Here is a 26,939-nt window from a genome sequence, read left to right on the forward strand (position 1 = left end):
TTGATCCGGCCGAAGCCTACACGTTCACGCGGACCGTAGACTGGGCTGGCACCGCGACAGGAGACACGCCATGCACCTCAACCCGGCCAAGACCGGCGCCTCGAACCCGGCCCGCCCGAACAAGATCGTCACGGCCGCCGAAGCCGTGCGGCTGATCCACGACGGCGACACCGTGGCCACGGGCGGCTTCGTCGGCATCGGTTTCGCCGAGGGCATCGCGGTGGCGCTGGAGGAGCGCTTCCTCGCCACCGAGGCCGAGACCGGCAGCGGCTCGCCGCGTGCGCTGACGCTGGTCTATGCGGCGGGGCAGGGCGATGGCAAGGAGCGAGGGCTGAACCACTTCGGCCATGCCGGCCTCGTCAAGCGCGTGATCGGCGGCCACTGGGGCCTGGTGCCCAAGCTGCAGGCGCTCGCGGTGGCCGGCCAGATCGAGGCCTGGAACCTGCCGCAGGGCGTGATCACGCACCTGTTCCGCGACATCGCGGCGGGCAAACCGGGGACGCTCAGCCGCATCGGCCTGGGCACCTTCGTCGACCCGCGCCATGGCGGCGGCAAGATCAACGCGGCGACCACCGACGAGCTGGTGCGGCTGATGGAGATCGACGGCGAGGAGGTGCTGTTCTACAAGGCCTTCCCGATCCACGTGGGCATCATCCGAGCCACCACCGCCGACGCCGACGGCAACCTGACCATGGAACGCGAGGCGCTCACGCTGGAAGCGCTGGCCATCGCGATGGCGGCGCACAACAGCGGCGGCGTGGTGATCGCGCAGGTCGAGCGCCTGGCCGAGCGCGGCTCGCTCAACCCTCGGCAGGTGAAGATCCCCGGCGTGCTCGTCGACTGCGTGGTGGTGGCCGAGAAGCCCGAGCATCACATGCAGACTTTCGTGACGCAGTACAGCGCCGCCTTCGCCGGCGAGATCCGCGTGCCGGTGAACACGCTGGCGCCGATGGCCATGGGCGAGCGCAAGCTGATCGCGCGGCGCGCCGCGCTCGAACTGCACCGCAATGCCGTCGTCAACCTGGGCATCGGTATGCCCGAGGGCGTGGCCGACGTGGCGGCGGAGGAGGAGGTGATCGACCTGCTCACGCTCACCGCCGAGCCCGGCGTGATCGGCGGCATCCCGGCCAGCGGCCTGAACTTCGGCGCGGCGGTGAACACGCAGGCGATCATCGACCAGCCCAACCAGTTCGACTTCTACGATGGCGGCGGTCTCGACGTGGCGGTGCTCGGCCTCGCCCAGGCCGATGCGCAAGGCAACCTCAATGTGAGCAAGTTCGGCCCGCGCCTGGCCGGGGCCGGCGGCTTCATCAACATCAGCCAGTCGGCGCGCGAGGTGGTGTTCGTGGGCACCTTCACGGCGGGCGACCTGCAGGTGAGGATCGAAGGCGGGCAGGTGCACATCGTCAGCGAAGGCACGCAGAAGAAGTTCGTGCGCGAGGTCGAGCACCGCACCTTCAGCGGCGAGCGTGCCCGTGCGCGCGGCCAGCGCGTGCTCTACGTCACCGAGCGCTGCGTGTTCCGCCTGGGCGAGGCGGGCGGGCTGGAGCTGATCGAGATCGCGCCGGGCATCGACCTGGAGCGCCATATCCTGTCGCAGATGGACTTCACGCCGGCCATCAGCCCGGAGCTGCGGCTGATGGACGCCGCGCTGTTCGACGATGCGCCGATGAACCTGCGCGAGCGCATGCTGACGCTGCCGCTGGCCGAGCGCATCGAGTTCGACGAGCGCGGCCGGGTGCTGTTCATCAACTTCGAGGGCCTGGCGGTCGACAGCGTGCAGGACATCGCCGAGATCGAGACCGAGGTGTCGCGCCGCGTGGCGCCGATCGGCGCGCGGGTGGACGTGGTCGTCAACTACGACCACTTCAGCATCCGCCCCGAGCTCATGGATGCCTACAGCGCGATGGTGCAGCGCCTGGCCGACCGACACTACGCGCGGGTGACGCGCTACGCGGCCAGCGGTTTCCTGAAGGCGCGGCTGGAGCACCGCGGCTGAGGGGTTCCGAGCGCACGCCGGTCCCTCCTCGGCCGATATGATGGCCCGCGGGAGGAGAACACAATGCACCAGTTCGATTGGCGTCGGGGCATGCGCCGCGTCGCCGTGGCCATGTCCTGTCTTGTCGTGGCCGCGTGCGGTGGTGGCGGAGGTGATGCACCTGCTCCGCTGCCGGACCGAGAGGCTCCGCTGTCGTTCTCCGCCAACAACGTGGTGGATGTGGCCGGCGCTGCGCTGGACTATGGCGGTCTGGCGCTCGCCGTGGGTCAGGTTGCGGTCGACTGGATCGACGCACTCGCGCTGGCGAATGTCTCCGATCTGACCACGGCCTGCATCACCGGAGGCACGCAGCGCCTGCGGCTGACGGACAGGGATGGCAACGCACGCGCCAGCCCAGGAGACCGCATCGACGTCACGCTGGACGCCTGTTATCTGCGGCCGCTGGACGAGGCCTTCTACGGCAGTCTGGCCATCGAACTGAGAGCACCGGGCGCGGCGCAGCAATGGGCGGGCGAACTCGCCTTTGGTGGCGACTTCGGCCTGCTCCCCGGAGCGGTCAACGTGCGCATCGAAGGCGGGCTGCGCATCGAGTACACGGCAGACAGGCTGTCCAAGGTCGTGCGCGTGCTCAGCCTGGGTCAGCCCTTCGCCTTGTATGGGCAGTCGGGCTCGACCGTGTTGCGCGATCTGGTGACCGGGCTTGACGCAAGACGCGAAGTCAGGCGTGACACGGCGCGCGCTACCACGTCGATGCAGTACCGGCTTGCCAGCGATTCGCTGGGCGGCCGCATCGACGTGGCGACCGCCACTCCCTGGCGGAGCTGGTTCGAGTGCTATCCCGATGCTGGCGAACTCGCGATCACGGGCGCGCCCGGCAGCACGGCGGGCTTGCGTGCCTCGCCGATCGGCGCGATGCAGATCGACGTATTGCTCTCCGGCGCATCCGTGGGGTTCGTCAACGGCGGTGAGGCGGTTTTTCTCTGGTCGGGCGCCGGGTGGCTGCCGCCCCTGCAGAACGGGCTCGGGTACGTGGCCGGGCCGCCTGCCAACAATCCGTTCAAGCAGTTCACCGAGCCCTCCGTGACGGTGCTGCGGCCCAACCCCGCGCCGCTCGAGTGGACCTACTCACGCCCCCTGGCCTCGGGTGCGGTGTCGAGCGCCGTCTTCCGCCGGTCGTTCATTGGTCCTGGCGAGCCCTGGGCGCCCGCGGAGATTCCCGCCACGGTGAGCATCGAGGGTGCGGTGCTGACGGTGACTCCGAATGCACAGCTCGAGCCCGGGGACAGTTACGACCTGGTCTTCGATGGTGGTGTTGTCGGCGACCTGAGCGATGAGTTTGGTGCTCGCCTGCTGAAGCCACGATTCTCGGCGCCGGTGGCGATGACCATTCAGGCGGTTGCCTTCGTGGGAACCCCGGGACTGGTGCTCGGACCCGGAGAAGCTCTGCCCCTCGATGCCTCTGCATCGATGGCTGACGGCAGCGGCGTCGTGGTGACGCGCTGGCGGCAGCTTTCGGGGCCCGCCTTGAGCTTCTCCGCCACGAACGGCGCCGCGGTGACGGTTCAGGCGGCAGCCGCGGTGAACGGTACGGCCGTGGTAGAGGCGGAGGTCGAGAACTCAGCCGGCGAGCTCGACCGACAAACGCTGAGCTTCAGGGTGCTCGGCGATCTCTCGCAGGTCTTGGTCATCGCCTCTCGACCCGCAAACGCTGTGCTGTCCGTCGTGACAAGCATCGACGAAGGGGCAACGACCTCCTACGTTCGGCGCCTGGATGTGAACAATACGCTCGACGTTGTCTTGGGAACGAGCCGCCTGCTCGCGCAGTTGCCCGGCCTGACCTGGCAGACTGGCGTGGACATCGACTTCGGACCCGGCAGCGCCAGCGGAGCGAGCGGTTTGTGGATCTCGCCGGGTGCGCTGTGCACGCCGCAGTCAGGCCAGCTCGCGGTTCTGGACTACGCGGAGGACAGCACAGGCTTCCTGTTGCGTCTCGCGCTCGACTTCGAAACATCGTGCAGCGGTGGCGCCATCACCACGGGTTCCATCCGCTTCAACTCGTCGGTGCCGCTTCGCCGCTAGTGGGGTGGAGCAGAGGCTCAACCGCGCAGCGCCAGCTTCAGCACGCCGCCGCGCGACCAGGCCTGCGCCTCCTCCTGCAACAGGAAGAGCGTGCGCGGGTGCAGGGCCGACCACTCGGCCGGGAAGTCGAGGCTCGCCTGCGTGCCGCTTCGTGCCAGCGACAGCACGTCGGCTCGAACCTGGCCGCGCGCATGGCACTTGATGATCGCCAGCCGCAGGCACAGCACCTGCCAGGCGAAGGTCTCCTGCGCCAGGCTGGCCTCCACCTTGCGCAGGCCGCCGCGCTGGCCGAGCACCAGGTCGGCCACACGGCGCTGCTGGCTCTGCGAGAAGCCCGGCGCATCGACATGGGCCAGCAGGTAGGCGCTGTGGCGGTGGTGGTCGTGGTGCGACACCATCATGCCCATCTCGTGCAGCGCGCAGGCCCACAGCAGTTCGCGGCGCGCCTCGCGGCCGGCGCGCGGCTGCACCTGCTCGTACAGCCGTTCGGCGATCGTCGAGACGCGCTGCGCCTGCTGCGTGTCGACCATGAAGCGGCGCTGCAGCTCGCGCACCGTGGCGTCGCGGATGTCGTGCCCATCCTGCTCGAGCGCGGTGGCGTGCAGCCGCTCGTCGAGATCGAAGATCACGCCCTGGCGCAGCGCGCCGCGTGCCGGCTGCAGCACGTCGATGCCGAAGTTGGCGGCCAGCGTGTACAGGATGGCCAGGCCGCCGGCGATCACGGCACGGCGGTCTTCCTTCAGGCCGGGCAGGTCGATCCGGTCGACGCGTCCGGCGTGCAGGCAGCGCTCGATCAGCCAGCGCAATCCCTCGGCGGTGATGCGGCCATCACTGATGCCGCTGGCGGCGAGCAGCTGCGACACGGCGCCCACCGTGCCCGACGAACCGAGGGCCTCGTGCCAATGCACGGGCGCGAAGGGCTCGAGCGCTTCTTCCAGCTCGGCGCCGGCGGCCACCTGGGCGGCACGGAATGCCTGCTCGGTGATGCCGCCGTCGCCGAAGTAGCGCATCGACAGGCTCACGCTGCCGACCTGGAAGCTCTCGGCACGCAGCGCCTTGCGGCCCTGGCCGAGGATCATCTCGGTGCTTCGCCCGCCGATGTCGATGACCAGCCTCGGCACGTTCGACGGCTGCAGGCGCGCCACGCCGGCGTAGATCAGGCGTGCTTCCTCGCGGCCCGAGATCACCTCGATCGGCCGGCCCAGCACCGTCTGCGCACGCGCCAGGAAGGCGTCGCGGTTGCGCGCCTCGCGCAGCGTCTGCGTGGCCACCGCGCGGATCTGCTGCGGCGCGTAGCCCTTCAGTCGCTGTGCGAAACGCGCCAGGCAGGCCAGCCCGCGCAGCACGGCCTCTTCGGTGAGGAAGCCGTTGCTGTCGAGGCCGGCGCCCAGGCGCACCGTCTCCTTCAGGTAGTCGACGCGCCGGTAGCGGCCCTGGTGCAACTGGCCGATCTCGAGCCGGAAGCTGTTCGAGCCCATGTCGATGGCGGCCAGTTGGCCTGGCCATCGCGTGTCGAAGTCCGGGGTTCCGTTCGCGGTCGCGGTCATGCGGCGATTGTGCGGTCAAACCCTGTTGCCACCGGGGTCGTGCAGCGCCAAGCCGCTCTTCCTAGAATCGCCGCTCCCCACAACACAGCGGAGGTTCGTCATGCTTCAGCAGGAGATCGACAGTCTGGTGCCGTCGCGCGAGTTCTCGCGCCGTGGCTTCGTCAAGACGGCCGTGGGCAGCGGCTTCGCCACCGCCGTGCTGCCGGTCACTGCGCAGACCATCAAGACCGACAGCGAGGGCCTGACCGTCGGCGAGGTCATGATTCCGGTGGGCGACTTCAAGATGCCGGCCTACCGTGCACAGCCGGCCGGCAAGACCGGCTTGCCGGTGGTGCTGGTGGTGTCGGAGATCTTCGGCGTGCACGAGCACATCGCCGACGTGGCGCGGCGCTTCGCCAAGCTGGGCTACCTGGCGATCGCGCCGGAACTGTTCGTGCGCCAGGGCGACGCGCAGTCGTACGGCGAGATCGCCAAGCTGGTCAGCGAGGTGATCGCCAAGGTGCCCGACAAGCAGGTCATGGGTGACCTCGACGCGGCGGTGGCCTGGGCCAAGACGAACGGAGGCGACACCTCGAAGCTGGGCATCACCGGCTTTTGCTGGGGCGGACGCACGACCTGGATGTACGCGGCACACAACCCCGCCGTGAAGGCCGCGGTGCCCTGGTACGGGCCGGTGGCGCGCAGCTATTTCCCGGGTGACAAGTCGGCGCTCGACGTAGCCGCGAACGTGAAGGCCGCCGTGCTGGCGCTGTATGGCGGCGCCGACCCCGGCATCCCCAACGACACGGTCGAGAAGATGATGGCGGCGATCAAGGCGGCGGGCAACACGAAGTCCGAGCTGGTGATCTACCCGGACACGCCGCATGCCTTCCACGCCGACTACCGGCCGAGCTACCGCAAGGAGCAGGCCGACGATGGCTGGAAACGCGCCGTTGCCTGGTTGAAGGCGAACGGCGTGGCCTGACCGACCGTCAGCGGACGACCAGTACCGGCACCGTCGAGTGCGTCAGCACCTTCTGCGTCTCGCTGCCCAGCAGCAGCGCAGTCACGCCGCGGCGGCCGTGCGAGGCCATCACGAGCAGGTCGCATTCGGTGCGCTTGGCGTGGTCGATGATCGCTTCCCAGGGGTGCAGCGCCTCGACCGTGTGGCCCTGGCAGGCGATGCCGGCGGCCTTGGCGGCATCGACGACGGCGGCCACGCGCTTGGCGGCGATGCGCTCCTGCGCGTCGAAGAACTCCTGCGGCGGCGTGGGCTGCATCTCCGAGATCGCGCTGTAGGGGAAGGGCTCCTTCACGCTGATCGTGTAGAGCTGTGCGCCCACGGACTTGGCCAGGGCGATGGCCGTGTCGACGGCCTTGCTGGTGATGTCGGAACCGTCGCTCGGGACGAGGATGCGCTTGAACATGTGGATCTCCTTCGAATGACGGCGCCACGTGGCGCCTGAGTGAAGGCAGTGTCGATCGACAGGGTAGGCCCAGCCTTGACGCGGGTCAACCGCGGGCGATGGGCCGCGACGGGTCGGACGACCACTCGCTCCACGAGCCCGGGTACAGGCGCGAGCCCGCCAGGCCGGCATGCTCCATGGCCAGCAGGTTGTGGCAGGCCGTCACGCCGGAGCCGCACTGGTGCACCGTGCGGGCTGCGGCATCGCCGCCGAGCAGCGCGAGGTACTCGCCGCGCAGCGTGCCGGCCGGCTTGAAGCGTCCGTCGGCGGCGAGGTTGTCCTTGAAGAAGCGGTTCAGCGCGCCGGGGATGTGGCCGGCCGCCTTGTCCAGCGGCTCCACTTCGCCTCGGAAACGTTCGCCCGCACGTGCGTCGACCAGCTTCACGCGGCCGAGTTGCGCCGCCAGTGCCTCGGCACTCGTGACGGCGGCCAGCGGCTGGCGGTCGGGGTAGGGCGCGGCAGTGCGTGGCGGCGGTTCACTGCTGTCGACATTGCCGCCGGCGGCTGTCCAGGCTTGCAGGCCGCCATCGAGCACGGCCACCGCCTCGTGGCCCATCCAGCGCAGCATCCACCACAACCGTGCGGCGTAGGTGCCGCCCTGGCGGTCCACCACGATCACCTGCGTGGCCGGGGAGACGCCGAGCCGGCCGAGCGTGGCCGAGAACACGCTGCGCTCGGGCAGTGGGTGGCGCCCGTTGCGGCCGGTCTTGGGGCCCGACAGATCGCGGTCCAGGTGCAGGTAGTGCGAGCCGGCGATGTGGCCTTCGCGCCAGGCGCGTTCACCGGCCTCGGTGTCCATGAGGTCGAAACTGCAGTCGGCGATCACCGGCGTGGCGCCGTCGGCCAGCATGGCGCGCAGTTCGGCGGCGCCGATCAGGGTGGTCCAGGTTCGGTTCATGTTCAGCCCTCGAAAGTGGATTGGGTGGCGTCGGCCGGTGCGGCCCGGCTGCGCAACAGCGAGGCGCCCAGGCCCGCCGCGACGATCAGCACCATGCCGGCCAGCGACATCCAGGTGATGCGCTCGTCGAACAGCAGCACGCCGTAGACGAATGCGAAGGCGATGCCCAGGTACTGCAGGCTGGCATTGACCAGCGTGCGGCCGGTGCCGTAGGCGCGTGTCATCAGCATCTGCGCCACGGTGGCAAGCAGGCCGACGGCCAGCAGCAGCGCGGGGCCTTCGAGCGTGCGGTGCGGCGAGATGCCGGTCCACAGCGTGGTCAGCGCACCGGCCGCAATGCCGCCGCAGGAGAAGTAGAAGACGATGCGGTACTCCGGCTCGCCGGCGCGCCCCAGCGCGGTGACCTGCAGGTAGGCGGTGGCGGAGATCATGCCCGACAGCAGGCCGATCAGGCCGTGCCAGAGCTGGTCCTGCTCGATGGTGGGCCGCAGGATCAGGCCGACCCCGGCGAAGCCGAGCAGGATGGTCGCGATCAGCCGCCCGTCGACGCGCTGGCTGCCCAGCATGATGGCGCCGCCGACGAGGAACAGTGCCATCCACACCGACGACATGTAGTTGAGCGTCATCGCGGTGGCCAGCGGCAGGTTGCCGATGGCATAGAACCACAGGCACAGTGCCGTCACGCCCGACAGGCTGCGCCAGAAGTGCATCGAGGCCAGCGTGGTGCGCAGCGTGCCGCCCTGCCAGCCCGAGAAGGCCCACATCAGCAACACGCCGGTCAGGCCGCGGTAGAACACGATCTCGCCGGTGGCGTAATGCGCCGAGGCGAGCTTGACGCACACGCCCATGGTCGCGAACAGCAGCGACGCGAGCACCATCATCCAGGGAGCCGACATGCGGCGATTGTCGTCTGCACCCGGCCGGCGCCCGGCCCGCCGGCTTCGACGCGGTTCAGCCTTCGAGGGCCGGGCCCATCATCCGGCGGTACCACTCATGGAACTGCTGCATGCCGTCTTCCATCGGGCTCTGGTAGGGGCCGACCTCGTCGTCGCCACGCTCCATCAGCGCGCGGCGGCCGGCGTCCATGCGCAGACCGATCTCGTCGTCCTCGGCGCAGGTTTCCCAATAGGCGGCCTGCTCGGCCTCGACGAACTCGCGCTCGAAGGCGGCGATCTCCTCCGGGTAGAAGAACTCGACCATGTTGAGCGTCTTGTTCGGCCCCTTGGGGAACAGCGTGGAGACCACCAGCACATGCGGATACCACTCGACCATCACGTTCGGGTAGTAGGTCAGCCAGATGGCGCCGTGCTTGGGCGGCACGCCGTTGCGGTAGGCGAGCACCGCGTCGTGCCACTTGCGGTAGGTGGCCGAGCCGGCCTTGGCCAGCGCGTTGTTGGCGCCCACGGTCTGCACCGAATGCTGGGCGCCGAACTCCCAGCGCAGGTCCTCGCAGCTGACGAAGCCGCCCAGGCCGGGGTGGAAGGGCGCGACGTGGTAGTCCTCGAGGTAGACCTCAATGAAGGTCTTCCAGTTGTAGTCGCACTCGTGAAGGTGCACGCTGTCGAACACATAGCCGGAGAAGTCCATGTCGGCCTTCGGGCCCAGTCGGGCCAGGTCGGCGTTGACGTCTCGCCCGCCGCCTTCGAACAGCAACCCGTTCCAGTTCTGCACCGGGTAGTTGCGCAGGTTCAGGCACGGGTCGTCGGCGAAGTGCGGCGCGCCCAGCAACTGGCCGTGGGTGTCGTAGGTCCAGCGGTGCAGCGGGCACACGATGTTGCTGCCGGTGTGGCCGCGCCCGCGCAGCATCAGTGCCTGGCGGTGGCGGCAGACGTTGGAGATCAGCTCCACGCCCTGGGCGGTGTGCACCAGGGCACGGCCTTCGTGTTCCTGCGGCAGGGCATGGAAGTCGCCCACCTCGGGCACCGACAGTTCGTGCCCGAGATAGCGCGGCCCGGACTCGAAGATCAGCTCCATCTCGCGACGGTGCAGGCCGGCGTCGAAATAGGTGCTGACGGAGAGTTGCGAGCGGGCGCGCTGCAGCGCCTCGATAGGGACGCTCAGGTCGGACATGATCCCCAGGATCTCCAAAAACCAATGTCAAACCGCCACCCCGGAAGACCGGGCGTGGGTCACAAGGATCCCGTCTTGCCTGACGGGCCGCGGATTGTACCCGGGGGGTCCTGCGCGGGGGCAAAGTCGCAGTGGGGAGTCGCCTCTTCGTCGGCGGGGGCATTGGCGCAACATCGCTGGGCGCCGGCGAAGTGGGGCTGACTACAATCGAGCCCAGAGATTGCGCATGGCAAAAAGCACCCCCAAGTCCCCCGCCAACGAGCCGGCCAGCTACGAAGACGCGTTGCTCGAGCTGGAGCGCCTCGTGGCCGGAATGGAAGGCGGGCAGCTGCCGCTGGACCAGATGATCGACAGCTACCGTCGCGGCGCCGAGTTGCTGGCCTACTGCCGCAGCCGCCTCGAGGCGGTCGAGACCCAGGTGAAGGTGCTCGAGGAAGGGCAACTCAAGCCCTGGATCGCCGGATGAAGCAGAGCCAGTTCGATGCCTGGGCCGCGGCCGAACTCGACGCCGTCGAGTCGGCGCTGGACGCCTGGGTGCCGGCCGATGCGCCGGCCGGCCTCGGCCAGACGATGCGCTACGGCGTGCTCGACGGCGGCAAGCGCCTGCGGCCCCTGCTGGTGCTGGCGGCCGCGCAGGCCGTGGACGGTGAACGCGAGGCTGCGCTGCGTGCGGCCTGCGCCGTCGAGCTGATCCACGCCTACTCGCTGGTGCACGACGACATGCCGTGCATGGACAACGACGTGCTGCGCCGGGGCAAGCCCACCGTGCACGTTCGCTTCGGAGAGGCGCAGGCCATGCTCGCCGGGGATGCGATGCAGGCGCTGGCCTTCGAGGTGCTGACGCCCGAGCGGGGTGTCGCGCCTGCCTTGCAGGCCCGCTTGTGCGCCTTGCTGGCGCGCGCCGCCGGCCATGCGGGCATGGCCGGCGGCCAGGCGATCGACCTGGCCAGCATCGGCAAGCCGCTGGACGAACAGTCGCTGCGCGACATGCACCACCGCAAGACCGGTGCGCTGCTGCAGGGCAGCGTGCTGATGGGCGCCGCCTGCGGGCCGATCGGCTCCGCAGGGTGGGACGCGCTGTCCGTCTACGGCGATGCGCTCGGCCTGGCTTTCCAGGTGGTCGACGACATCCTCGACGTCACCCAGGCATCCGAGACGCTGGGCAAGACCGCCGGCAAGGACCTGGACAACAACAAACCGACCTACGTCAGCGTGCTCGGCCTGGAGCGCGCGAGGGCCCATGCGCTCGAACTGCGCGAAACGGCCCAGGCGGCGCTCGGGCGCAGCGGGCTGGCCGACACCACGGCCCTGTCGCTGCTGGCCGACAAGGTGGTCGAGAGGGACAACTGAGCCATGAAGTATCTGCTGCTTCCATCCATCAACAGCCCGGCCGACGTGCGCAAGCTGTCGCGCCTGGAGCTCAAGCAGCTCGCCACGGAGCTGCGCGACTACGTTCTCACGAGCATCTCGCAGACCGGCGGGCACCTGTCGTCCAACCTCGGCACGGTGGAGCTGACGATCGCGCTGCATCATGTGTTCGACACGCCGAACGACCGGCTGGTGTGGGATGTGGGCCACCAGACCTACCCGCACAAGGTGCTGACCGGCCGGCGCGAGCGCATGAGCACGCTGCGCCAGCTCGGCGGCATCTCCGGGTTCCCGCGCCGCGACGAGAGCGAGTACGACACCTTCGGCACGGCGCATTCCTCGACCTCGATCTCCGCCGCCCTGGGCATGGCGATCGCCGCCACCCAGAAGGGCGAGAAGCGCCACGCGGTGGCCATCATCGGCGACGGCGCCATGACGGCCGGCATGGCCTTCGAGGCGCTGAACAACGCCGGCATGCCGCACATGGGGCATGTGTCCAACCTGCTGGTGGTGCTCAACGACAACGACATGTCGATCAGCCCGCCGGTGGGCGCGCTGAACAAGTACCTCGCGCGGCTGATGAGCGGCAAGTTCTACACCGCCGCGCGCGAAGGCGCCAAGACGGTGCTGAAGAACGCGCCGCCGCTGTTCGAGCTGGCGCGGCGGTTCGAGGAGCATGCCAAGGGCATGGTCGTGCCCGGCACGATCTTCGAGGAGTTCGGCTTCAACTACGTCGGCCCGATCGACGGCCATGACCTCGACGCGCTGATTCCCACGCTCGAGAACCTGTGCGACAAGCCCGGCGCGCAGTTCCTGCACGTGGTCACCAAGAAGGGCTACGGCTACAAGCTCGCCGAGGCCGACCCGGTCAAGTACCACGCGGCCTCGGGCAAGTTCGACCCGGCCGAGGGCTTCCCGAAGTCCGTGCCGAGCAAGCCGAGCTTCACGCAGGTCTTCGGGCAGTGGCTGTGCGACATGGCCGAAGCCGACAAGCGCCTGGTGGGCATCACGCCGGCCATGCGCGAAGGCTCGGGCATGGTGGAGTTCCACAAGCGCTTCCCGGATCGCTACTTCGACGTCGGCATCGCCGAGCAGCATGCGGTGACCTTCGCCGCGGGCATCGCCTGCGAGGGCCTCAAGCCGGTGGTGGCGATCTACTCGACCTTCCTGCAGCGTGCCTACGACCAGCTCATCCATGACGTGGCGCTGCAGAACCTGCCGGTGGTGTTCGCGCTCGACCGCGCCGGCATCGTCGGCGCCGACGGCCCCACGCATGCAGGCGCCTACGACATCGCCTACCTGCGCTGCGTCCCGAACATGAGCGTGCTCACGCCCTCCGACGAAAACGAATGCCGCCAGGCGCTGTACACCGCCTTCCAGCAGAACCACCCCTGCGCCGTGCGCTACCCGCGCGGCAGCGGCGCCGGAGTCGAGATCGTCAAGGAGATGACGGCTATCCCCTTCGGCAAGGGCGAACTGCGCCGGCAGGGTTCGCGCATCGCGATCCTCGCCTTCGGCACACTGTTGCATCCGGCACTGGCCGCGGCTGAAAAGCTCGATGCCACTGTGGCCAACATGCGCTTTGCCAAGCCGCTGGACGCTGCGCTGGTGGCGGATCTGGCGCGCAGCCACGAGGCCATCGTCACCGTCGAGGAAGGCTGCACGATGGGAGGCGCCGGCAGTGCGGTGCTCGAGGCGCTGGCCGCCGCCGGGCTGAGCACACCGGTGCTGACGCTGGGCCTGCCCGACGTCTTCGTCGAGCACGGCGACCCGGCCAAGCTGATGGCCCTGTGCGGGCTGGACGCCGCGGGCATCGAGCAGTCCATCCTCAAGCGTTTCGGGGCCAAGCCGGCCCTGGTGCGCGCGGTGAACCATTGACTTGCACCCGAGGCCATTGAAACGGCTTGAACGGGGGCTTCAAGGCCCCGGCGGCGCGAGGCGGGCGATTTGCTGGCATCCTTGTGCCTGAGTTTCGGACAGAGCCATGACCAACCTGAAAGACGCGCTGCACATCCCGGACACGCAAAGTGCCCGCGACGAGCGCCACCTGGCGATCCAGCGCGTCGGCGTGCGCAGCGTGCGCTACCCGATGCAGCTGCGCATCGGCGCCGCCGAGCTGTCCACCGTGGCCGAGTGGGACCTCGACGTGGCCTTGCCCGCCGAGCAGAAGGGCACCCACATGTCGCGCTTCGTGGCGTGGCTGGAGTCGCTCGACAAGCCGGTGGACGCCGCCGAGTTGCGCGCGCAGATGGCGGTGATGCTGCACAAGCTGCACGCCACCACCGGGCGCATCGAGGCGCGCTTCCCGTTCTTCCTGCGCAAGCGCGCGCCGGTCTCCGGCGTCGAGAGCCTGCTCGAATACCAGGGTCGCTGGATCGCCGAGGCGCGTGACGGCCAGGTCGCGATCTGGGCCGAGGCGGTGGTGCCGGTGAAGTCCTTGTGCCCCTGCTCGAAGGAGATCTCCGACTACGGTGCGCACAACCAGCGCTCGCACGTGACCATTCGCATCGAGCTGCTGGGCGAGATCGGCTGGCCCGAGCTGGTGCGCTTCGCCGAGGACTCGGCTTCCAGCGAGATCTGGCCGATGCTCAAGCGCGCCGACGAGAAGTGGGTCACCGAGCGGGCCTACGAAAACCCCAAGTTCGTCGAGGACCTGGTGCGCGACGTGGCGCTGCGCCTGAATGCCGATGCGCGCATCGGCCGCTACCTGGTCGACGTCGAGAACTTCGAGTCCATCCACGCGCACTCCGCGGTGGCGCGCATCGAGCGCGGCTGAGCCTGCCCCCTGAGTCACGTGCTCAGGCTGTGCGGCATCGCGTCGATCCGGGCCGGCAGTTCAAGCGCCTCGGCTGTCCATGTCGCGTGAAGTGCGGCGGCACGTCGCGCGCGTTCGTCGCGAGCCTGGGCCACGTGGAGCTCGAGGCAGCGCGCCAGCTCGGCATCGCCGCGACGACGTGCGAGGTCTGCGCGGAGTTCAACCACGTTGGCGGCCGCCGCAGGTTGGGCTTCGATCGCAAGCAGCCGCTCGACCGCGGCGAGTTCCTGCTCTGCAGCACCGAACGCGTCGCGTTGCAGAAGCACCTCGGCCAGGCGAACGTGAGCCTTGCAGGCCACCATGCGGAAGGCATCTCCGTTGCACAGGGCGAGGCTCTGGCGCAGCAGCGTTTCGGCACGCTCCGACTCGCCGCATGCTGCCAGCGCGGCACCTGCATTGCTGTGAAGGATCGCTCGTCGGAATGCATTGGCCTCGGTCTCGCAACGCTGCAACAACGAGTACGCATGGCGCCGCAGGCGCGGCAGGATTGCGGATGATGTCGACCCGCTTGGGTCTCCCGCCACGCGGTGTGCGCGCAAGGCCTCGAGCAGTGCTGCGGTCAGGGCGTTGAGAACATGTGTGACAAGGTCGTCGTCAGAGCTCTCACGGGCGCGAGACAGCACCTGCAGCAGCACGGCCTCGGCGGTGTCGACGTCGCCGAGGCGGGCGTGCAGGGATCCGCGCAGCGTGGCGGCGAACAGGGCCTGCATCGTTTCGCCGGCCTGTTCGGCGCGTTCGAACGCGGCCTGGGCGAGTTCCAGCGCGGGCTCTGTCAAGTCGTTGTCTGTCAAGGCATGGGACAGAACGCGCAACTGATGACACTCTTGCCTGACATCGCCGATCTGGCGCCACAGCGACAGTGCGATGGCGCCGTGGGACAGAGCTGCGCCGAAGCGGCCCAACGAGAACTGCGAGTTCGAGAGCAAGGTGCGTGACTCGGCTTGCAAGCGAACATCGCGCAGCCGCTCTGCGAGAGCGCAGGCCAGGTCGGCGTGGCGCACCACGGCCTCGTGCTGGCCGAGCCGCGCGGCCTCCCGGGCTTCGGCCAACGCGGCCGCCGGGGTATCGGGCTGGGGCGGGGTAGGTGTTGTGTCGTGATTCATGGGCCATCGGCTGCAGCACAGTCCGTGCCGGCCTGCCAGTCGGCGGCGTCCGCATGCGCGGCGCTCAGCTGGATTCGATCGCCAGCCCGAGCAGCCGCGGGTCGCCGCGGCCCAGGCGCACGAGCACCGGCGCATCGCCGGTCAGGTCGACCACCGTGGTCGGCTGCATCGGGCAGGCGCCGGCATCGACCACCGCCTGCACCAGCTTCTGGAAGCGCTCGCGGATCTCGCTGGCTTCGTTCATCGGCTCGGTCTCGCCGGGCGCGATCAGCGTGGTGGCGATCAGCGGCTGGCCGAGCTGCTCGAGCAGCGCCTGCGTCACCGCATGGTCGGGCACGCGCAGGCCGATGGTGCGGCGCGACGGGTGCGAGAGCCGGCGCGGCACTTCCTTGGTCGCCTCCAGGATGAAGGTGAAGGGCCCGGGCGTGCCCAGCTTGAGCAGCCGGTACTGCTTGTTGTCGACGCGGGCGTAGCTTGCCAGCTCGCTGAGGTCGCGGCACAGCAGCGTCAGGTGGTGCTTGTCGTCGACGCCGCGGATGCGCCGCAGCGACTCGGCCGCCGCCTTGTCGTCGAGGTGGCAGACCAGCGCGTAGCTCGAATCGGTGGGGATCGCCGCCACGCCGCCGTCGTGCAGGATCTGCGCGGCCTGCTTGAGCAGGCGCGGCTGCGGGTTGTCGGGGTGGACGTCGAAGAGTTGGGACATGTCAGTCCACGATGGTATCCGCCCCGAGGGCCGACACCGGCGCACGGGCTGCAGCGGCTTCCCGAACGTTGAGCCAGGCGCTCGCGGCCCCGCACACGGCCACCACCGCCATGCCGAGCCAGCCCCAGCCGTCGGGCGCGTGGCTGAACACCAGCCAGCCCACCGCCGCCGCGAAGGCGATCTGCACGTACATGAAGGGCATCAGCGTCGACGTGGGCGCCAGCCCGAAGGCCAGTACCAGCATCAGGTGGCCGAGCGTGCCCAGTGTGCCGATGGCCAGCAGCAGGCCGATCTGCCCCGGCGTGGCAGCCTGCAGCGTGGCGCGCAACGGCGTGTCGCTGGCCAGCAGCAGCGCCACCACCACCAGCGTGCCGGTCAGGCCGGTGTAGAAGTGCGTGGTGTACGGGCTCTCCAGCGCCGACAGCTTGCGCGTCAGCACCTGGAAGCTGGCATAGGCCACCGAGCCGGCCAGCGGCAGCAGCACCGCCCAGCCGAACAGCCCGCTGCCCGGCCGGATGACGATCAGCGCACCCACGAAGCCGCCCACCACCAGCGCCCAGCGAAGCCGCGACACGTGCTCGCGCAGCAGCGTGGCGGCCAGCAGCGTCACCATCACCGGCGTGAGCATGTTGATGGCTGTGAACTCCGCCACCGGCAGGTAGCGCAGGCCGAGGAAGCCGAAGGTGGAGCTGGTCAGCAGCAGCGCGCCGCGCACCGCCTGGAAGCGCGGATGCGCCGAGCGGAAGCCGGCGCCGCCGCGCAGCTGCGATACGGCCAGCCACACGCCCATGCTGGCGGCCTGCACGCCGTAGCGCGCCAGCAGCACGACCAGGATCGGCAGCAGCGCGCCGACGTACTTCACCGCCGTGTCCATGGTGGCGAAGCACGCCGCCATGAGCAGGATCAGGGTGATCCCGAAACCGGGATGGCCAGGCGCCCGGCCGGTCATTGCGGGCGTTGGATGCGGTCCTGCAGGACGTCCCAGACCGGGGTGAGCGTGCCCGGCAGCTCGGGCAGCGCGCCGAGGTCGGTGTGGCTCTCGCCGGGGCTGTGGAAGTCGCTGCCGCGCGAGGCGGCGAGTCCGTATTCGAGGGCTGCCTCTGCGTAGCGCACTGCTTCAGCGGCGCTGTGGCTGCCGGTCACCACCTCGACGCCCAGGCCGCCGTGCGCCTTGAATTCGGTGAACAGCGCATGTTCTTCGTTCGCCGTGAACTTGTAGCGCGCCGGGTGGGCGATCACCGCCGCGCCACCGGCGTCGCTGATCCAGCGCACGGCGTCGCGCAGGCTGGCCCAGCGGTGCGGCACGAAGCCCGGTTTGCCCTCGGTGAGGAAGCGTCGAAACACCTCGCTGGTGTCGGCGCACACACCGGCTTCCACCAGGTAGCGCGCGAAGTGCGTGCGCGAGATGAGGTCGGGGTTGCCGACATACTTCAGCGCGCCCTCGAAGCTGCCGCGGATGCCGGCCTGGGCCAGGCTGTCGGACATCTCGAGCGCGCGTTCGCGGCGGCCGCCGCGCGTGGCCGCCAGGCCGGCCTTCAGCGCGGCGTCGCCGGCATCGAAACCCAGGCCGACGATGTGCACGGTGATGCCGACGAAGCTGACCGAGATCTCGGTGCCGGTGAGGTAAGGCAGGCCCAGCGCCAGCGCGGCGTCGCGCGCGCGCTGCTGGCCGCCGACCTCGTCGTGGTCGGTGAGCGCCCAGAGCTCCACGCCATTGGCCTTCGCGCGTGCTGCCAGGGCTTCCGGCGTGAGCGTGCCGTCGGAAACGGAGGAGTGGCAGTGCAGGTCGGCGTTCATCCAGGAGCTCGGCAACATCGAGCGATCGATTGTAGGGAGCGGGCCGGGTTCGCGCTGAGCGCGGCCCGGCGGCCTAAGGGGCGACGCGCAGGATGCGCCCGCCGCTACCGTCGGTCAGCAGGTACAGCGCGCCGTCGGGCCCCTGGCGCACGTCGCGGATGCGCTCGCTCAACGACGTGAACAGCGCCTCGCGCCCGATCACGGTGTCGCCCTTCAGGCCCAGCCGCCACAAGGCCGTACCGGCCAGCGAACCCATGAAGAGGCTGCCCTTCCACTCGGGGAACAGGCTGCCGGTGTAGAAGGCCAGGCCGCTCGGCGCGATCGAGGTCGGCGTCCAGGTCGTCAGCGGCTCGACGTAGGCGGGCGCATGCGTGCCACGGCCGATGCGGCAGGCATCACCCACCGGCGCGCCATAGTTGCAGCCGTAGCTGCGCTCGGGCCAGCCGAAGTTGGCGCCAGCGCGGGCGATGTTCACTTCGTCGCCGCCCTGCGGGCCATGCTCGTTGACCCACAGTTCGCCGGTCGCCGGGTGCAGCGCGGCGCCCTGCACGTTGCGGTGGCCATAGCTCCAGATGCCAGGCAGCGCGCCGGAGCCCAGACGCGGGTTGTCGGCAGGAATGCTGCCATCGCGGTGGATGCGCACCACCTTGCCGAGGTGGCTGCCCAGGTCCTGCGCCGGGCTGCCCTTCTGGCGCTCGCCCAGGGTCACGAACAGCGTCTTGTCGCGGCGGAACACCAGGCGCGAGCCGAAGTGGCCGTTGCCGGACACCTTGGGCTGCTGCCGGAAGATCACCGTCGTGTCCTGCAACGCGTTGCCGACCAGCCGGCCGCGGGCCACCGCCGTGCCGGCGCCGCCCTCGCCGTTCTCGGCGTAACTGAGGTAGACCCAGGGCGAGGTGGCGAAGTCGGGATCGATGGCCACGTCGAGCAGGCCGCCCTGGCCGCGTGCATTCACCTCGGGCACGCCGGCCAGCGGGCGCGAGACCTCCTTGCCGTCGGCGCTGACGCGCAGCAGGCTGCCGCCCTTGAGCGTGACGAGCAGGCTGCTGTCGGGAAGGAAGGCCAGGGCCCAGGGGCGGTCGAGGCGATCGGTGAAGGTGGCCGGCGTCGGCATGTCGGCTGCGCTGGCGCGCCGGCCGAGCGCGAGCGACGCACCCAGTGCCGTCATCGCCTTCATCACGGTGCGTCGTGTCGAATGGTTCATGCGGCTTCACTCCCTTCCACCACCATCTGTACGCGCTCGCGGCCGTTGTACTCGTCCAGGCTCAGCCGATAGGCCAGGCGGACGCGGGCTTCGAGCGGCTCGCTGCGGCCGAACCAGATCGCGTCGCGCAGCGCCCCGGCATGGCGCACCGACAGCTTCATGTGCCGTTCGCCGACGAGCCGCTGCGACACCACCTCGACCTCGTCGCAGAACACCGGCGGCTCGAAGGCCTGGCCCCACACCTGCGCGTCGAGCTCGCGCACCGTGGCCGGCGCGAACTGCGCGGGATCGAGCGGCCCGTCGGTGAGCAGCGTGCGTGCCAGCGTGGCAGCGTCGAGCCACTCGCGTGCCACCTGCTGCAGACCCTGCGCGAAGGTGGGCAGGTCTTCCGCCGCGACGGTGGCGCCGGCCGCCATCGCATGGCCGCCGAAGCGGCGCAGCACGCCGGGGTGGCGCTTGCTCACCAGGTCGAGCGCGTCGCGCAGGTGGAAGCCGGGGATCGAGCGGCCCGAGCCCTTGAGCAGCCCGTCCTGGCCGCGCGCGAAGACGAAGGTCGGGCGATGCACACGGTCCTTCAGACGCGCGGCGACGATGCCCACCACGCCCTCGTGGAACTCGGCGTCGAACAGCGCCAGCGCCGGTGGCGGCTCTCCGTCGGGCATGAGGCGCTCGAGCAGCAGCTCGGCTTGCTCGCGCATGCCAGTCTCGAGCTCCCGGCGTTCGCGATTGATGCCGTCGAGCATCTTCGCCAGTTCGGCGGCGCGGCCGGTGTCGTCGGTGAGCAGGCACTCGATGCCCAGCGTCATGTCGGCCAGTCGCCCGGCCGCGTTGATGCGCGGGCCGAGCGCAAAGCCGAAGTCGAAGGCGCTGGCGCGGCGCGCATCGCGGCCCGCCGCGGCGAACAGCGCGGCCAGCCCGGGCTGCATTCGCCCGGCGCGGATGCGGCGCAGGCCCTGCGCGACGAGGCGGCGGTTGTTGGCGTCGAGCTTGACCACGTCGGCCACCGTGCCGAGCGCGACCAGGTCGAGCAGTGCATCCAGGCGCGGCTGCTGCTCGGCGCTGAACACGCCGCGCTCGCGCAGCTCGCTGCGCAGCGCCAGCAGCACGTAGAACATCACGCCGACGCCGGCGAGGTTCTTGCTCGCGAAGGCGCAGCCGGGCTGGTTGGGGTTGACGATCACGTCGGCCTCGGGAAGCACCACCACGCCGTCGTGCAGCGCCGGCAGATGGTGGTCGGTCACCACCACCGCCAGGCCCTTGCTGCGCGCATGCGCCACGCCTTCGAGGCTGGCGATGCCGTTGTCCACCGTCACCAGCACGTCGGGCCGCTGCTGCAGAGCGAGATCGACGATCGCTGACGTGAGGCCGTAGCCGTGCACCGCGCGATCGGGCACCACGTAGGCGAGGTGCTCGCGCGGCGCGCCGAGCAGTTGCAGGCCGCGGATCGCCACGGCGCAGGCGGTGGCACCGTCGCAGTCGTAGTCGGCGACGATGCAGAGGCGCTCGCCGTCGCGCAGCGCGTCGGCCAGCCGCCGCGCCGCCTGCGCCGCGCCCTGCAGGCCGGCGGGCGGCAGCAGCTTGCCCAGTCCGTCGTCGAGCTCGTCGATGCTGCGCACGCCGCGTGCCGCGAACAGGCGCGCCAGCAGCGTCGGCACGCCGGCCTGCTCGAGCGCCCACACGGCTCGCGGCGGGGCCTCGCGGCGCGCAATGATCGGTGAGCTGCTCACAGCGCCTCCAGGACGGCGGCGGGATCGGGGTGCTTGAAGCGCCGGCCCAGGCGCGACCACAACGACCCTTCGGCCAAATCGAAACGCTGCGCGAAACGTTCGCCGCACAGGGTCAGGCTCGTCGGCTCGCCGCGCTCCAGCGCATCGGCCAGCGGCGCCAGCGCCTGCGCATCCAGTGCACGCCAGGCCTCGGCCCAGGCCACCCAGTCTTCCGAGAGCAGCGGCGCGCGCAGGCGTGCGTCGATTTGCGGTTCTTCGCCTTCGACGTGCTGCCGGCGGCCGCAGCCGCTGAGCCAGAATGAATTCACCGGCAGCGCGCCCTGCGCCTCGCGGGCATCGTTCAGCGGGTGCGAGTACAGCAGCATCTGCACCTCGTTCTGCAGGCGCCGCAGAAGCCGCGCCGGGCGGCCCTCGGGCAGCCAGCGGTCGACGTTGCGGCCGACCACGCGGTCCAGCGAGGCGCAGGGCAGGTCGACCAGGCTCTCGTGCGCCGCGTACCAGCGCTGCGGCGCGCCCCAGGCGAGCGCGAAGCCCTCCGACTCGAACAGATCGCGCACCGCGTCGAACAGCGCGCGCGACGAAGCCTCGTCCAGCGCCAGCGCATCGGGGTCGGCCAGCGTGACCTGGTCGCGGCCGAGGTGCCAGTGCACCGGCGTGAGCAGGCCCCAGGCGAGGTCGAGCACCTCGATGCCGTCGGCCTGCGCCGCATGGGCGGCGAAGGGCAGGGTGCCGGCGCCGCCCTGCCAGCCGCGCGCCGCGGCCAGCGCGGCCTCGTGCGGCGGCGTGAGGCTGTACTCGTCGGTGCCCAGGCGGGCGGTGGGGGCCAGGCGCGCGAGGGCGCGGTCGAGGTGGGGCAGGGACAGGTCGCGCAGGGTGTGCCGGCCAGCCTCCGACAGCGCCGAGGCGAACGGAACGAGCAGGTGCATCGCTGCATTATCGGCGGCATGCACGGCCCCATGGGCCGCGGCCCCGTCGTCGGCTCGGGTAGCATGCGCCGGACATGAACTGGCCCTACGAGTTGCAGATCGGCTGGCGCTACACGCGGTCCGGCCGCGCGGGGCGGCGCAACGGCTTCATCTCCTTCATCTCCGCCGTGTCGATGGCCGGCATCGGGCTGGGCGTGGCCGCGCTGATCATCGTGCTGTCGGTGATGAACGGCTTCCAGAAGGAAGTGCGCGACCGCATGCTGGCGGTGATCGCCCACGTGGAGGTGCGCGCCCCCGGCGACGCCGCCTTGCCCGACTGGCGGCTCACCGCGGCCAAGTCGCGTCAGAACCCGCAGGTGATCGGTGCGGCGCCCTTCGTCGCGGCGCAGGGCCTGATCGCTCATGGCGAGCAGATGCGCGGCACGCTGGTGCGCGGCATCTCCCCCGATGACGAGGCCAGCGTCACCGACCTGGCGGCGCGCCTGCGCGGCACCGTGCTGACACGCCTGCAGCCCGGCGCCTGGGGCGTGGTGCTCGGCGGTGAACTGGCGCGCAGCCTCGGTGTGCGCGAGGGCGACAAGGTGGCGCTGATCGCCCCGGGCGGGCAGGTCACGCCGGCCGGCGTGATCCCGCGACTGAAGCAGCTCACCGTGGTCGGCACCTTCGATTCGGGCCACTACGAGTACGACGCCGGCCTGGCGCTGATGCAGCTCGACGACGCGGCGCGGCTGTTCCGCGTCGAGGGGCCCACCGGCGTGCAGCTGCGCCTGAAGGACGTGCACGCCGCGCGCGGCGTGGCCGAGGAACTGTCGAAATCGCTGGGCAAGGCCGTCGAAGTGCGCGACTGGACGCGCAGCAACCGCAACTGGTTCGACGCGGTGCAGATCGAGAAGCGGCTGATGTTCATCATCCTCACGCTGATCGTCGCAGTGGCGGCCTTCAACCTCGTCTCGACGCTGGTGATGACGGTGACCGACAAGCGTGCCGACATCGCCATCCTGCGCACGCTGGGCGCCAGCCCGCGCTCGGTGATGGGCATCTTCATGGTGCAGGGGGCGGCCTCGGGGATCATCGGCACGCTCTCGGGCGTGCTGCTGGGCACGCTGGTGGCCGTCAACATCGACGTCATCGTGCCGGCCATCGAGCGCGCGCTCGGCGTGAGCTTCCTGCCCGGCAGCATCTACCTGATCAGCCGCATGCCCAGCGACCCGCAGCGCGGCGACATCGTGCCGATCGCGCTGATCTCGCTGCTGCTGTCCTTCATCGCCACGCTGTACCCGAGCTGGCGTGCCAGCCGCGTGCAGCCGGCGCGGGCGCTGCGTTATGAGTGAAGCCGTGAAACGCAAGCCCGAGCTGCCCTACGAGCTGCAGCTCGGCTGGCGGTACCTGCGCGCAGCGCGCGGCGGCAGCGACAACGGCTTCATCTCATTCATCGCGGCGGTGGCGATGCTGGGCATCGCGCTGGGCGTGGCGGCACTGATCATCGTGCTGTCGGTGATGAACGGCTTCAGCAAGGAAGTGCGCGACCGCATGCTCTCGGTGGTGGCCCATGTGCAGATCTACGACGCCCAAGGCGGCGCGCTGCCCGACTGGCGCGCCACCGCCGCGAAGGCGCGACGCCACCCGCAGGTGACCGGCGTGGCGCCGTTCGTGGCCGCGCAGGCGCTGCTCGGGCGCAGCGACGAATTGCGGCCGGCGCTGCTGCGCGGCATCGATCCGGCACTCGAGGCCGAGGTGTCCGATCTGGCGCAGCAGCTGCGTGGCACGCTGCTGAAGAGTTTCAAGCCCGGCCGCGGCGAAGTGCTGCTCGGCGCCGAACTGGCGCGCCAGCTCGGCGCCAAGGTCGGCGAGCGCGTCACGCTGGTGCTGCCCGATGTCTCGCGCCCCGGCGGCGCGCCGCGCATGGTGCCGCTGACGCTGGCGGGCACCTTCGAGGCCGGCCACTTCGAGTACGACAGCACGCTGGCGCTGGTGCCGATCGCCGACGCGCAGGCGCTGTTCGGCGTCAAGGGGCCCAACGGCCTGCAGCTGCGTCTGGCCGATCGCGACAGCGCACCCGAGCTGGCGCAGCTGCTCTCTGCCGAACTCGGCCCGGGTATATTGGTGCGTGACTGGACACGCACGAACCGCCAGTGGTTCGAGTCGGTGCAGATCCAGAAGCGCATGCTCTTCCTCATCCTCGCGCTCATCGTCGCGGTGGCGGCCTTCAACCTCGTTTCCATGCTCGTCATGACGGTGACCGACAAACAATCCGACATCGCCATCCTGCGCACGCTGGGCGCCACGCCGCGCTCCATCATGGGCATCTTCGTGGTGCAGGGCGCGGCCTCTGGGCTGATCGGCACGCTCGCCGGCATGCTGCTCGGGCTGCTCATCGCGTTCAACGTCGGCACCCTCGTGCCGGCCATCGAACGGCTGCTCGGCACCACCTTCCTGCCCGCCAACGTCTACCTGATCAGCCGCATGCCCAGCGACCCGCGCGCAGGCGACGTGATCCCCATCGTGCTTGTCTCGCTGCTGCTGTCCTTCATCGCCACGCTGTACCCGAGCTGGCGTGCCAGCCGTGTCGAGCCTGCCCAGGCACTGCGCCATGAGTGAGGCGATCGTCAAGGCGCAGAACCTGCACAAGCGCTTCACCGAAGGCGGCCTCGACGTCGCCGTGCTGCAGGGCATCGACCTCGAGGTGCAGCCCGGCGAGACGGTCGCCGTGGTCGGCGCCTCGGGGTCGGGCAAGAGCACGCTGCTGCATCTGCTCGGCGGGCTGGAGGAGCCTTCGCAAGGCACGGTGCTGCTGGCCGGGCGCAACCTCGCGTCGCTCGGCCAGGCCGAGCTCGGCGAGTGGCGCAACCGGCACCTCGGTTTCGTCTACCAGTTCCACCACCTGCTGCCGGAGTTCACGGCGCTGGACAACGTGGCCATGCCGCTGCGCATCCGCCGCATGGCCGTCGACGAGGCGCGCGAGCAGGCCCAGGCCGTGCTGGCGCAAGTGGGCCTGGCGGACCGTGTGCTGCACCGGCCGGCTCAACTCTCCGGCGGCGAGCGCCAGCGCGTGGCGATCGCGCGCGCTCTGGCCGGCAAGCCGGGCTGCGTGCTCGCCGACGAGCCCACCGGCAATCTCGATCGCGACACCGCCGACGCGGTGTTCGCGCTGATGATCGAACTGGCCCGCGGGCAAGGCACCGCCTTCGTGCTGGTGACGCACGACGAGTCGCTCGCCGCGCGTTGCGATCGTCTGCTGCGGCTGGTCAAGGGCCATCTGGAGCGTTGATCGCGATGCGCCTGGGCACTGGCCTGTTCGCGGCGGTTCTGGCGATGGGGCTCGGCGTTGCGCCCCCGCCGGCGCAGGCGATGGACCGCGAGCAGTCCGACGCCATCATCAATTCACTGACCACGGCCCGAGCCTTCCTGCAGGTCAGCATGTCGCCGGACGGGAAGCGGCTCGCCGCGCTGGGCTACAACGGCTTCGGCACAGGGCTCTTCGTCGGCGACACCGACAAGCTCGATTTCAGGATGGTGCTGGAGTCCAAGCGCGAACAGGCGCTGAGCTACCAATACACGCGCAGCCCGGTCAGCGCACGATGGATCGACAACGAACTGATCGCGGTCGATTACAACGACGACGAGGCCGAGTCGATCGACGCCGGTGGGCGCAAGATCGCCGAGCTTGGTGCGCAGTACCTGGGCCGAATCGACGCCGAGATCGACGAGCCCGCGCAGCGCGTGCTGGTCTATCTCGATGCCGATGGCGAAAAGCCGGCGCTGGTGGATCCGCGTACCGGCGAGCGTCGGCCGGACACCAGCCGGCCTCCGGGCAAGGTGATGCACGCGGCGTTCGACGACCAGGGCTCGCTGCGCGCTGCGACGACGATCGACACGACGTTCTGGACCGAGCAGACGACGATTCGACAGTGGTACCGGCCCGATGCGCGTGCGCCGTGGCAACTGCTTCAGGAGAGCAAAGTCACCGACGACTACTGGCGGCCGATGTATGTGCCGAAGGAACCGGACAGCATCGTGGTGGAGTCGCGGACGGGCCGGGACACCTGGGCCATCATGCGCTACGACACCCGCAGGCGCGCCGAGGTCGAGCTGATGGCGGGCCACCCGCGCGAGGACATCGTCTTTGCCAGCGGGCTGGGCAACGAGGTCTTCCAGCGAGTCGTGACCAGCGGATTGAAGCGTCAGACGCACTGGTTCGACGAGGGCTGGGCGGTCGTCCAGGCCACCTTGGACAAGGCCTTTCCCGGACGCAACAACGACGTGCTGTCGGGGGATCCGCGGCGACGCGTGCTTGTGCGGTCCTCGTCCGACGCGGATCCGGGACGCTGGTACGTGCTCGATGTGCGCGACCGGACATTGAAGGAGGTGGCTCAATCTCTGCCGCGACTGGGCAGCGAGAAGATGCGCCCGATGCAGACTCTGCGCTATGCGGCGCGCGACGGGTTGAGCATCCCCGCCTACCTCACGCTGCCGGCCAGCGAAGGTCCTCACCCCATGGTCGTGCTCATCCACGGCGGGCCCGCGGCGCGCGATCACTGGGCCTGGGACGCGGAGGTGCAACTGCTGGCCCAGCATGGCTACGCGGTGTTCCAGCCGCAGTTCCGCGGCTCGACCGGGTTTGGTGCGGCCTTCGAGCGGGCGGGCCTCGGCCAGTGGGGTCTGGCCATGCAGGACGACGTGACCGATGGAGTCCGACACCTGGTCGATCAAGGCGTTGCCGACGCACGGCGGATCTGCATCTACGGTGCGAGCTACGGCGGCTATGCGGCGCTGTGGGGTCTGGTCAAGACACCCGAGCTGTACCGATGCGGCATCAGTTTCGCAGGCGTATCGGACCTCGACGAGTTCCTGTCGGGGAGATCGGACGTCAACCGAAATCCCGTGGCCCGGGAGACCTTCATGTTTCTCCTCAACGCAGGTGACGGTCGCAAACCGGGGTTCGCGGCGGTCTCGCCGTTGAAGCAGGTGGCCAAGATCCAGGCACCTGTCCTGATCGTCTGGGGCGAGCAGGACCGCCGCGTGCCCCCCGAGCAGAGCGAACGCATGGTGGCGGCACTCAAGGCCAACGACAAGACCTACCAGTGGCGCAGCTACCGGCGCGAGGGGCACGGTCTCAGCTACGTTGGCAGTCTCCGCGAGCATTACCGGGAACTGCTCGACTTCCTCGAACAGCACAACGGTGTGTTACCGGCCCCGGTGCCGGGCGCCAGTGCCGCAGCGGGCGCTGCAAGGCACTGAGCGGGAGGCTGAGCCCCGAC

At 69.9% G+C, this 26,939-nt stretch carries 23 protein-coding genes; 11 read left to right on the top strand and 12 right to left on the bottom strand.

Going from position 1 to position 26,939, the window contains the following annotated elements; all coding sequences use genetic code 11:
* Positions 1–70 precede the first annotated feature (70 nt).
* Positions 71–1,999 (top strand): acyl CoA:acetate/3-ketoacid CoA transferase, encoded by a 1,929-nt coding sequence (locus HZ992_RS06885; protein WP_209385928.1) that lies wholly within the window; start codon positions 71–73, stop codon positions 1,997–1,999.
* 63 nt (positions 2,000–2,062) lie between these two features.
* The gene (locus HZ992_RS06890) at positions 2,063–4,078 is read left to right on the top strand and encodes an Ig-like domain-containing domain (protein WP_209385929.1); all 2,016 of its coding nucleotides are present in this window, start codon (positions 2,063–2,065) and stop codon (positions 4,076–4,078) included.
* 17 nt (positions 4,079–4,095) lie between these two features.
* On the opposite strand, the gene HZ992_RS06895 is transcribed toward HZ992_RS06890, so the two are convergent.
* The gene (locus HZ992_RS06895; RefSeq protein WP_209385930.1) at positions 4,096–5,625 is read right to left on the bottom strand and encodes a Ppx/GppA phosphatase family protein; all 1,530 of its coding nucleotides are present in this window, start codon (positions 5,623–5,625) and stop codon (positions 4,096–4,098) included.
* 100 nt (positions 5,626–5,725) lie between these two features.
* Between HZ992_RS06895 and HZ992_RS06900 the strand changes: the two genes are divergently transcribed.
* The gene (locus HZ992_RS06900; protein WP_209385931.1) at positions 5,726–6,589 is read left to right on the top strand and encodes a dienelactone hydrolase family protein; all 864 of its coding nucleotides are present in this window, start codon (positions 5,726–5,728) and stop codon (positions 6,587–6,589) included.
* A 7-nt stretch (positions 6,590–6,596) separates the two neighbouring features.
* On the opposite strand, the gene HZ992_RS06905 is transcribed toward HZ992_RS06900, so the two are convergent.
* The 4 genes from HZ992_RS06905 to HZ992_RS06920 all read right to left on the bottom strand — a co-directional run bounded on the left by HZ992_RS06905 (position 6,597) and on the right by HZ992_RS06920 (position 10,038).
* Positions 6,597–7,031 (bottom strand): universal stress protein, encoded by a 435-nt coding sequence (locus HZ992_RS06905; RefSeq protein ID WP_209385932.1) that lies wholly within the window; start codon positions 7,029–7,031, stop codon positions 6,597–6,599.
* A gap of 85 nt (positions 7,032–7,116) precedes the next feature.
* Complete coding sequence (locus HZ992_RS06910) at positions 7,117–7,968, bottom strand: sulfurtransferase (RefSeq protein ID WP_209385933.1); 852 nt, start codon at positions 7,966–7,968, stop codon at positions 7,117–7,119.
* 2 nt (positions 7,969–7,970) lie between these two features.
* Positions 7,971–8,864 carry a DMT family transporter gene (locus tag HZ992_RS06915; RefSeq protein ID WP_209385934.1) on the bottom strand — a complete coding sequence of 298 codons (894 nt, stop codon included), beginning with the start codon at positions 8,862–8,864 and terminating at the stop codon, positions 7,971–7,973.
* 55 nt (positions 8,865–8,919) lie between these two features.
* On the bottom strand, positions 8,920–10,038 hold the full coding sequence (locus HZ992_RS06920; RefSeq protein ID WP_209385935.1) for an aromatic ring-hydroxylating oxygenase subunit alpha: 1,119 nt from the start codon (positions 10,036–10,038) through the stop codon (positions 8,920–8,922).
* Between the two features lie 226 nt (positions 10,039–10,264).
* On the opposite strand from HZ992_RS06920, the gene xseB reads away from it, so the two are divergent.
* The 4 genes from xseB (at position 10,265) to folE2 (ending at position 14,182) form a co-directional block, all read left to right on the top strand.
* On the top strand, positions 10,265–10,504 hold the full coding sequence (gene xseB / locus HZ992_RS06925; RefSeq protein ID WP_209385936.1) for an exodeoxyribonuclease VII small subunit: 240 nt from the start codon (positions 10,265–10,267) through the stop codon (positions 10,502–10,504).
* Positions 10,501–11,388 (top strand): polyprenyl synthetase family protein, encoded by an 888-nt coding sequence (locus HZ992_RS06930; protein WP_209385937.1) that lies wholly within the window; start codon positions 10,501–10,503, stop codon positions 11,386–11,388. The genes xseB and HZ992_RS06930 overlap by 4 nt, the downstream gene beginning before the upstream one ends.
* 3 nt (positions 11,389–11,391) lie before the next feature.
* Positions 11,392–13,284 (top strand): 1-deoxy-D-xylulose-5-phosphate synthase, encoded by a 1,893-nt coding sequence (dxs, locus tag HZ992_RS06935; RefSeq protein WP_209385938.1) that lies wholly within the window; start codon positions 11,392–11,394, stop codon positions 13,282–13,284.
* A 106-nt stretch (positions 13,285–13,390) separates the two neighbouring features.
* Positions 13,391–14,182 carry a GTP cyclohydrolase FolE2 gene (gene folE2, locus HZ992_RS06940; RefSeq protein ID WP_209385939.1) on the top strand — a complete coding sequence of 264 codons (792 nt, stop codon included), beginning with the start codon at positions 13,391–13,393 and terminating at the stop codon, positions 14,180–14,182.
* A 14-nt stretch (positions 14,183–14,196) separates the two neighbouring features.
* Here folE2 and HZ992_RS06945 read toward each other — a convergent pair whose 3' ends face one another.
* The 7 genes from HZ992_RS06945 to HZ992_RS06975 form a co-directional block, all read right to left on the bottom strand.
* Positions 14,197–15,324, bottom strand: coding sequence for an ATP-binding protein (locus HZ992_RS06945; protein WP_209385940.1), 1,128 nt, complete (start codon positions 15,322–15,324; stop codon positions 14,197–14,199).
* Between the two features lie 64 nt (positions 15,325–15,388).
* Positions 15,389–16,027: an L-threonylcarbamoyladenylate synthase gene (locus tag HZ992_RS06950; protein WP_209385941.1), complete on the bottom strand. Its 639-nt coding sequence runs from the start codon at positions 16,025–16,027 to the stop codon at positions 15,389–15,391.
* A gap of 1 nt (position 16,028) precedes the next feature.
* Positions 16,029–16,976, bottom strand: a complete 948-nt coding sequence (locus HZ992_RS06955) for a DMT family transporter (protein WP_209385942.1) — start codon at positions 16,974–16,976, stop codon at positions 16,029–16,031.
* The gene (locus HZ992_RS06960; RefSeq protein WP_371816798.1) at positions 16,973–17,824 is read right to left on the bottom strand and encodes a 3',5'-nucleoside bisphosphate phosphatase; all 852 of its coding nucleotides are present in this window, start codon (positions 17,822–17,824) and stop codon (positions 16,973–16,975) included. Before HZ992_RS06960 ends, HZ992_RS06955 begins: the two co-directional genes overlap by 4 nt.
* Before the next feature lie 73 nt (positions 17,825–17,897).
* The gene (locus tag HZ992_RS06965; protein ID WP_209385944.1) at positions 17,898–19,028 is read right to left on the bottom strand and encodes a PQQ-dependent sugar dehydrogenase; all 1,131 of its coding nucleotides are present in this window, start codon (positions 19,026–19,028) and stop codon (positions 17,898–17,900) included.
* Positions 19,025–20,755 carry a single-stranded-DNA-specific exonuclease RecJ gene (gene recJ / locus HZ992_RS06970; protein ID WP_245213378.1) on the bottom strand — a complete coding sequence of 577 codons (1,731 nt, stop codon included), beginning with the start codon at positions 20,753–20,755 and terminating at the stop codon, positions 19,025–19,027. Before recJ ends, HZ992_RS06965 begins: the two co-directional genes overlap by 4 nt.
* A complete protein-coding gene (locus HZ992_RS06975) occupies positions 20,752–21,681 on the bottom strand; it encodes a hypothetical protein (RefSeq protein WP_209385945.1) in 930 nt (309 codons plus the stop codon). The genes recJ and HZ992_RS06975 overlap by 4 nt, the downstream gene beginning before the upstream one ends.
* Before the next feature lie 74 nt (positions 21,682–21,755).
* On the opposite strand from HZ992_RS06975, the gene HZ992_RS06980 reads away from it, so the two are divergent.
* From HZ992_RS06980 to HZ992_RS06995, 4 genes are read left to right on the top strand one after another with little or no spacing between them, the layout of a single operon-like run.
* A complete protein-coding gene (locus HZ992_RS06980) occupies positions 21,756–23,012 on the top strand; it encodes a lipoprotein-releasing ABC transporter permease subunit (protein WP_209385946.1) in 1,257 nt (418 codons plus the stop codon).
* Positions 23,005–24,279 (top strand): lipoprotein-releasing ABC transporter permease subunit, encoded by a 1,275-nt coding sequence (locus tag HZ992_RS06985; RefSeq protein WP_209385947.1) that lies wholly within the window; start codon positions 23,005–23,007, stop codon positions 24,277–24,279. The genes HZ992_RS06980 and HZ992_RS06985 overlap by 8 nt, the downstream gene beginning before the upstream one ends.
* Positions 24,272–24,949, top strand: coding sequence for a lipoprotein-releasing ABC transporter ATP-binding protein LolD (gene lolD / locus HZ992_RS06990; RefSeq protein ID WP_209385948.1), 678 nt, complete (start codon positions 24,272–24,274; stop codon positions 24,947–24,949). Before HZ992_RS06985 ends, lolD begins: the two co-directional genes overlap by 8 nt.
* Positions 24,950–24,954: 5 nt before the next feature.
* Complete coding sequence (locus HZ992_RS06995) at positions 24,955–26,919, top strand: alpha/beta hydrolase family protein (protein ID WP_245213473.1); 1,965 nt, start codon at positions 24,955–24,957, stop codon at positions 26,917–26,919.
* Positions 26,920–26,939: the final 20 nt, after the last annotated feature.

The organism is Rhizobacter sp. AJA081-3 (assembly GCF_017795745.1).
Classification (GTDB): Bacteria; Pseudomonadota; Gammaproteobacteria; order Burkholderiales; family Burkholderiaceae_C; genus Piscinibacter.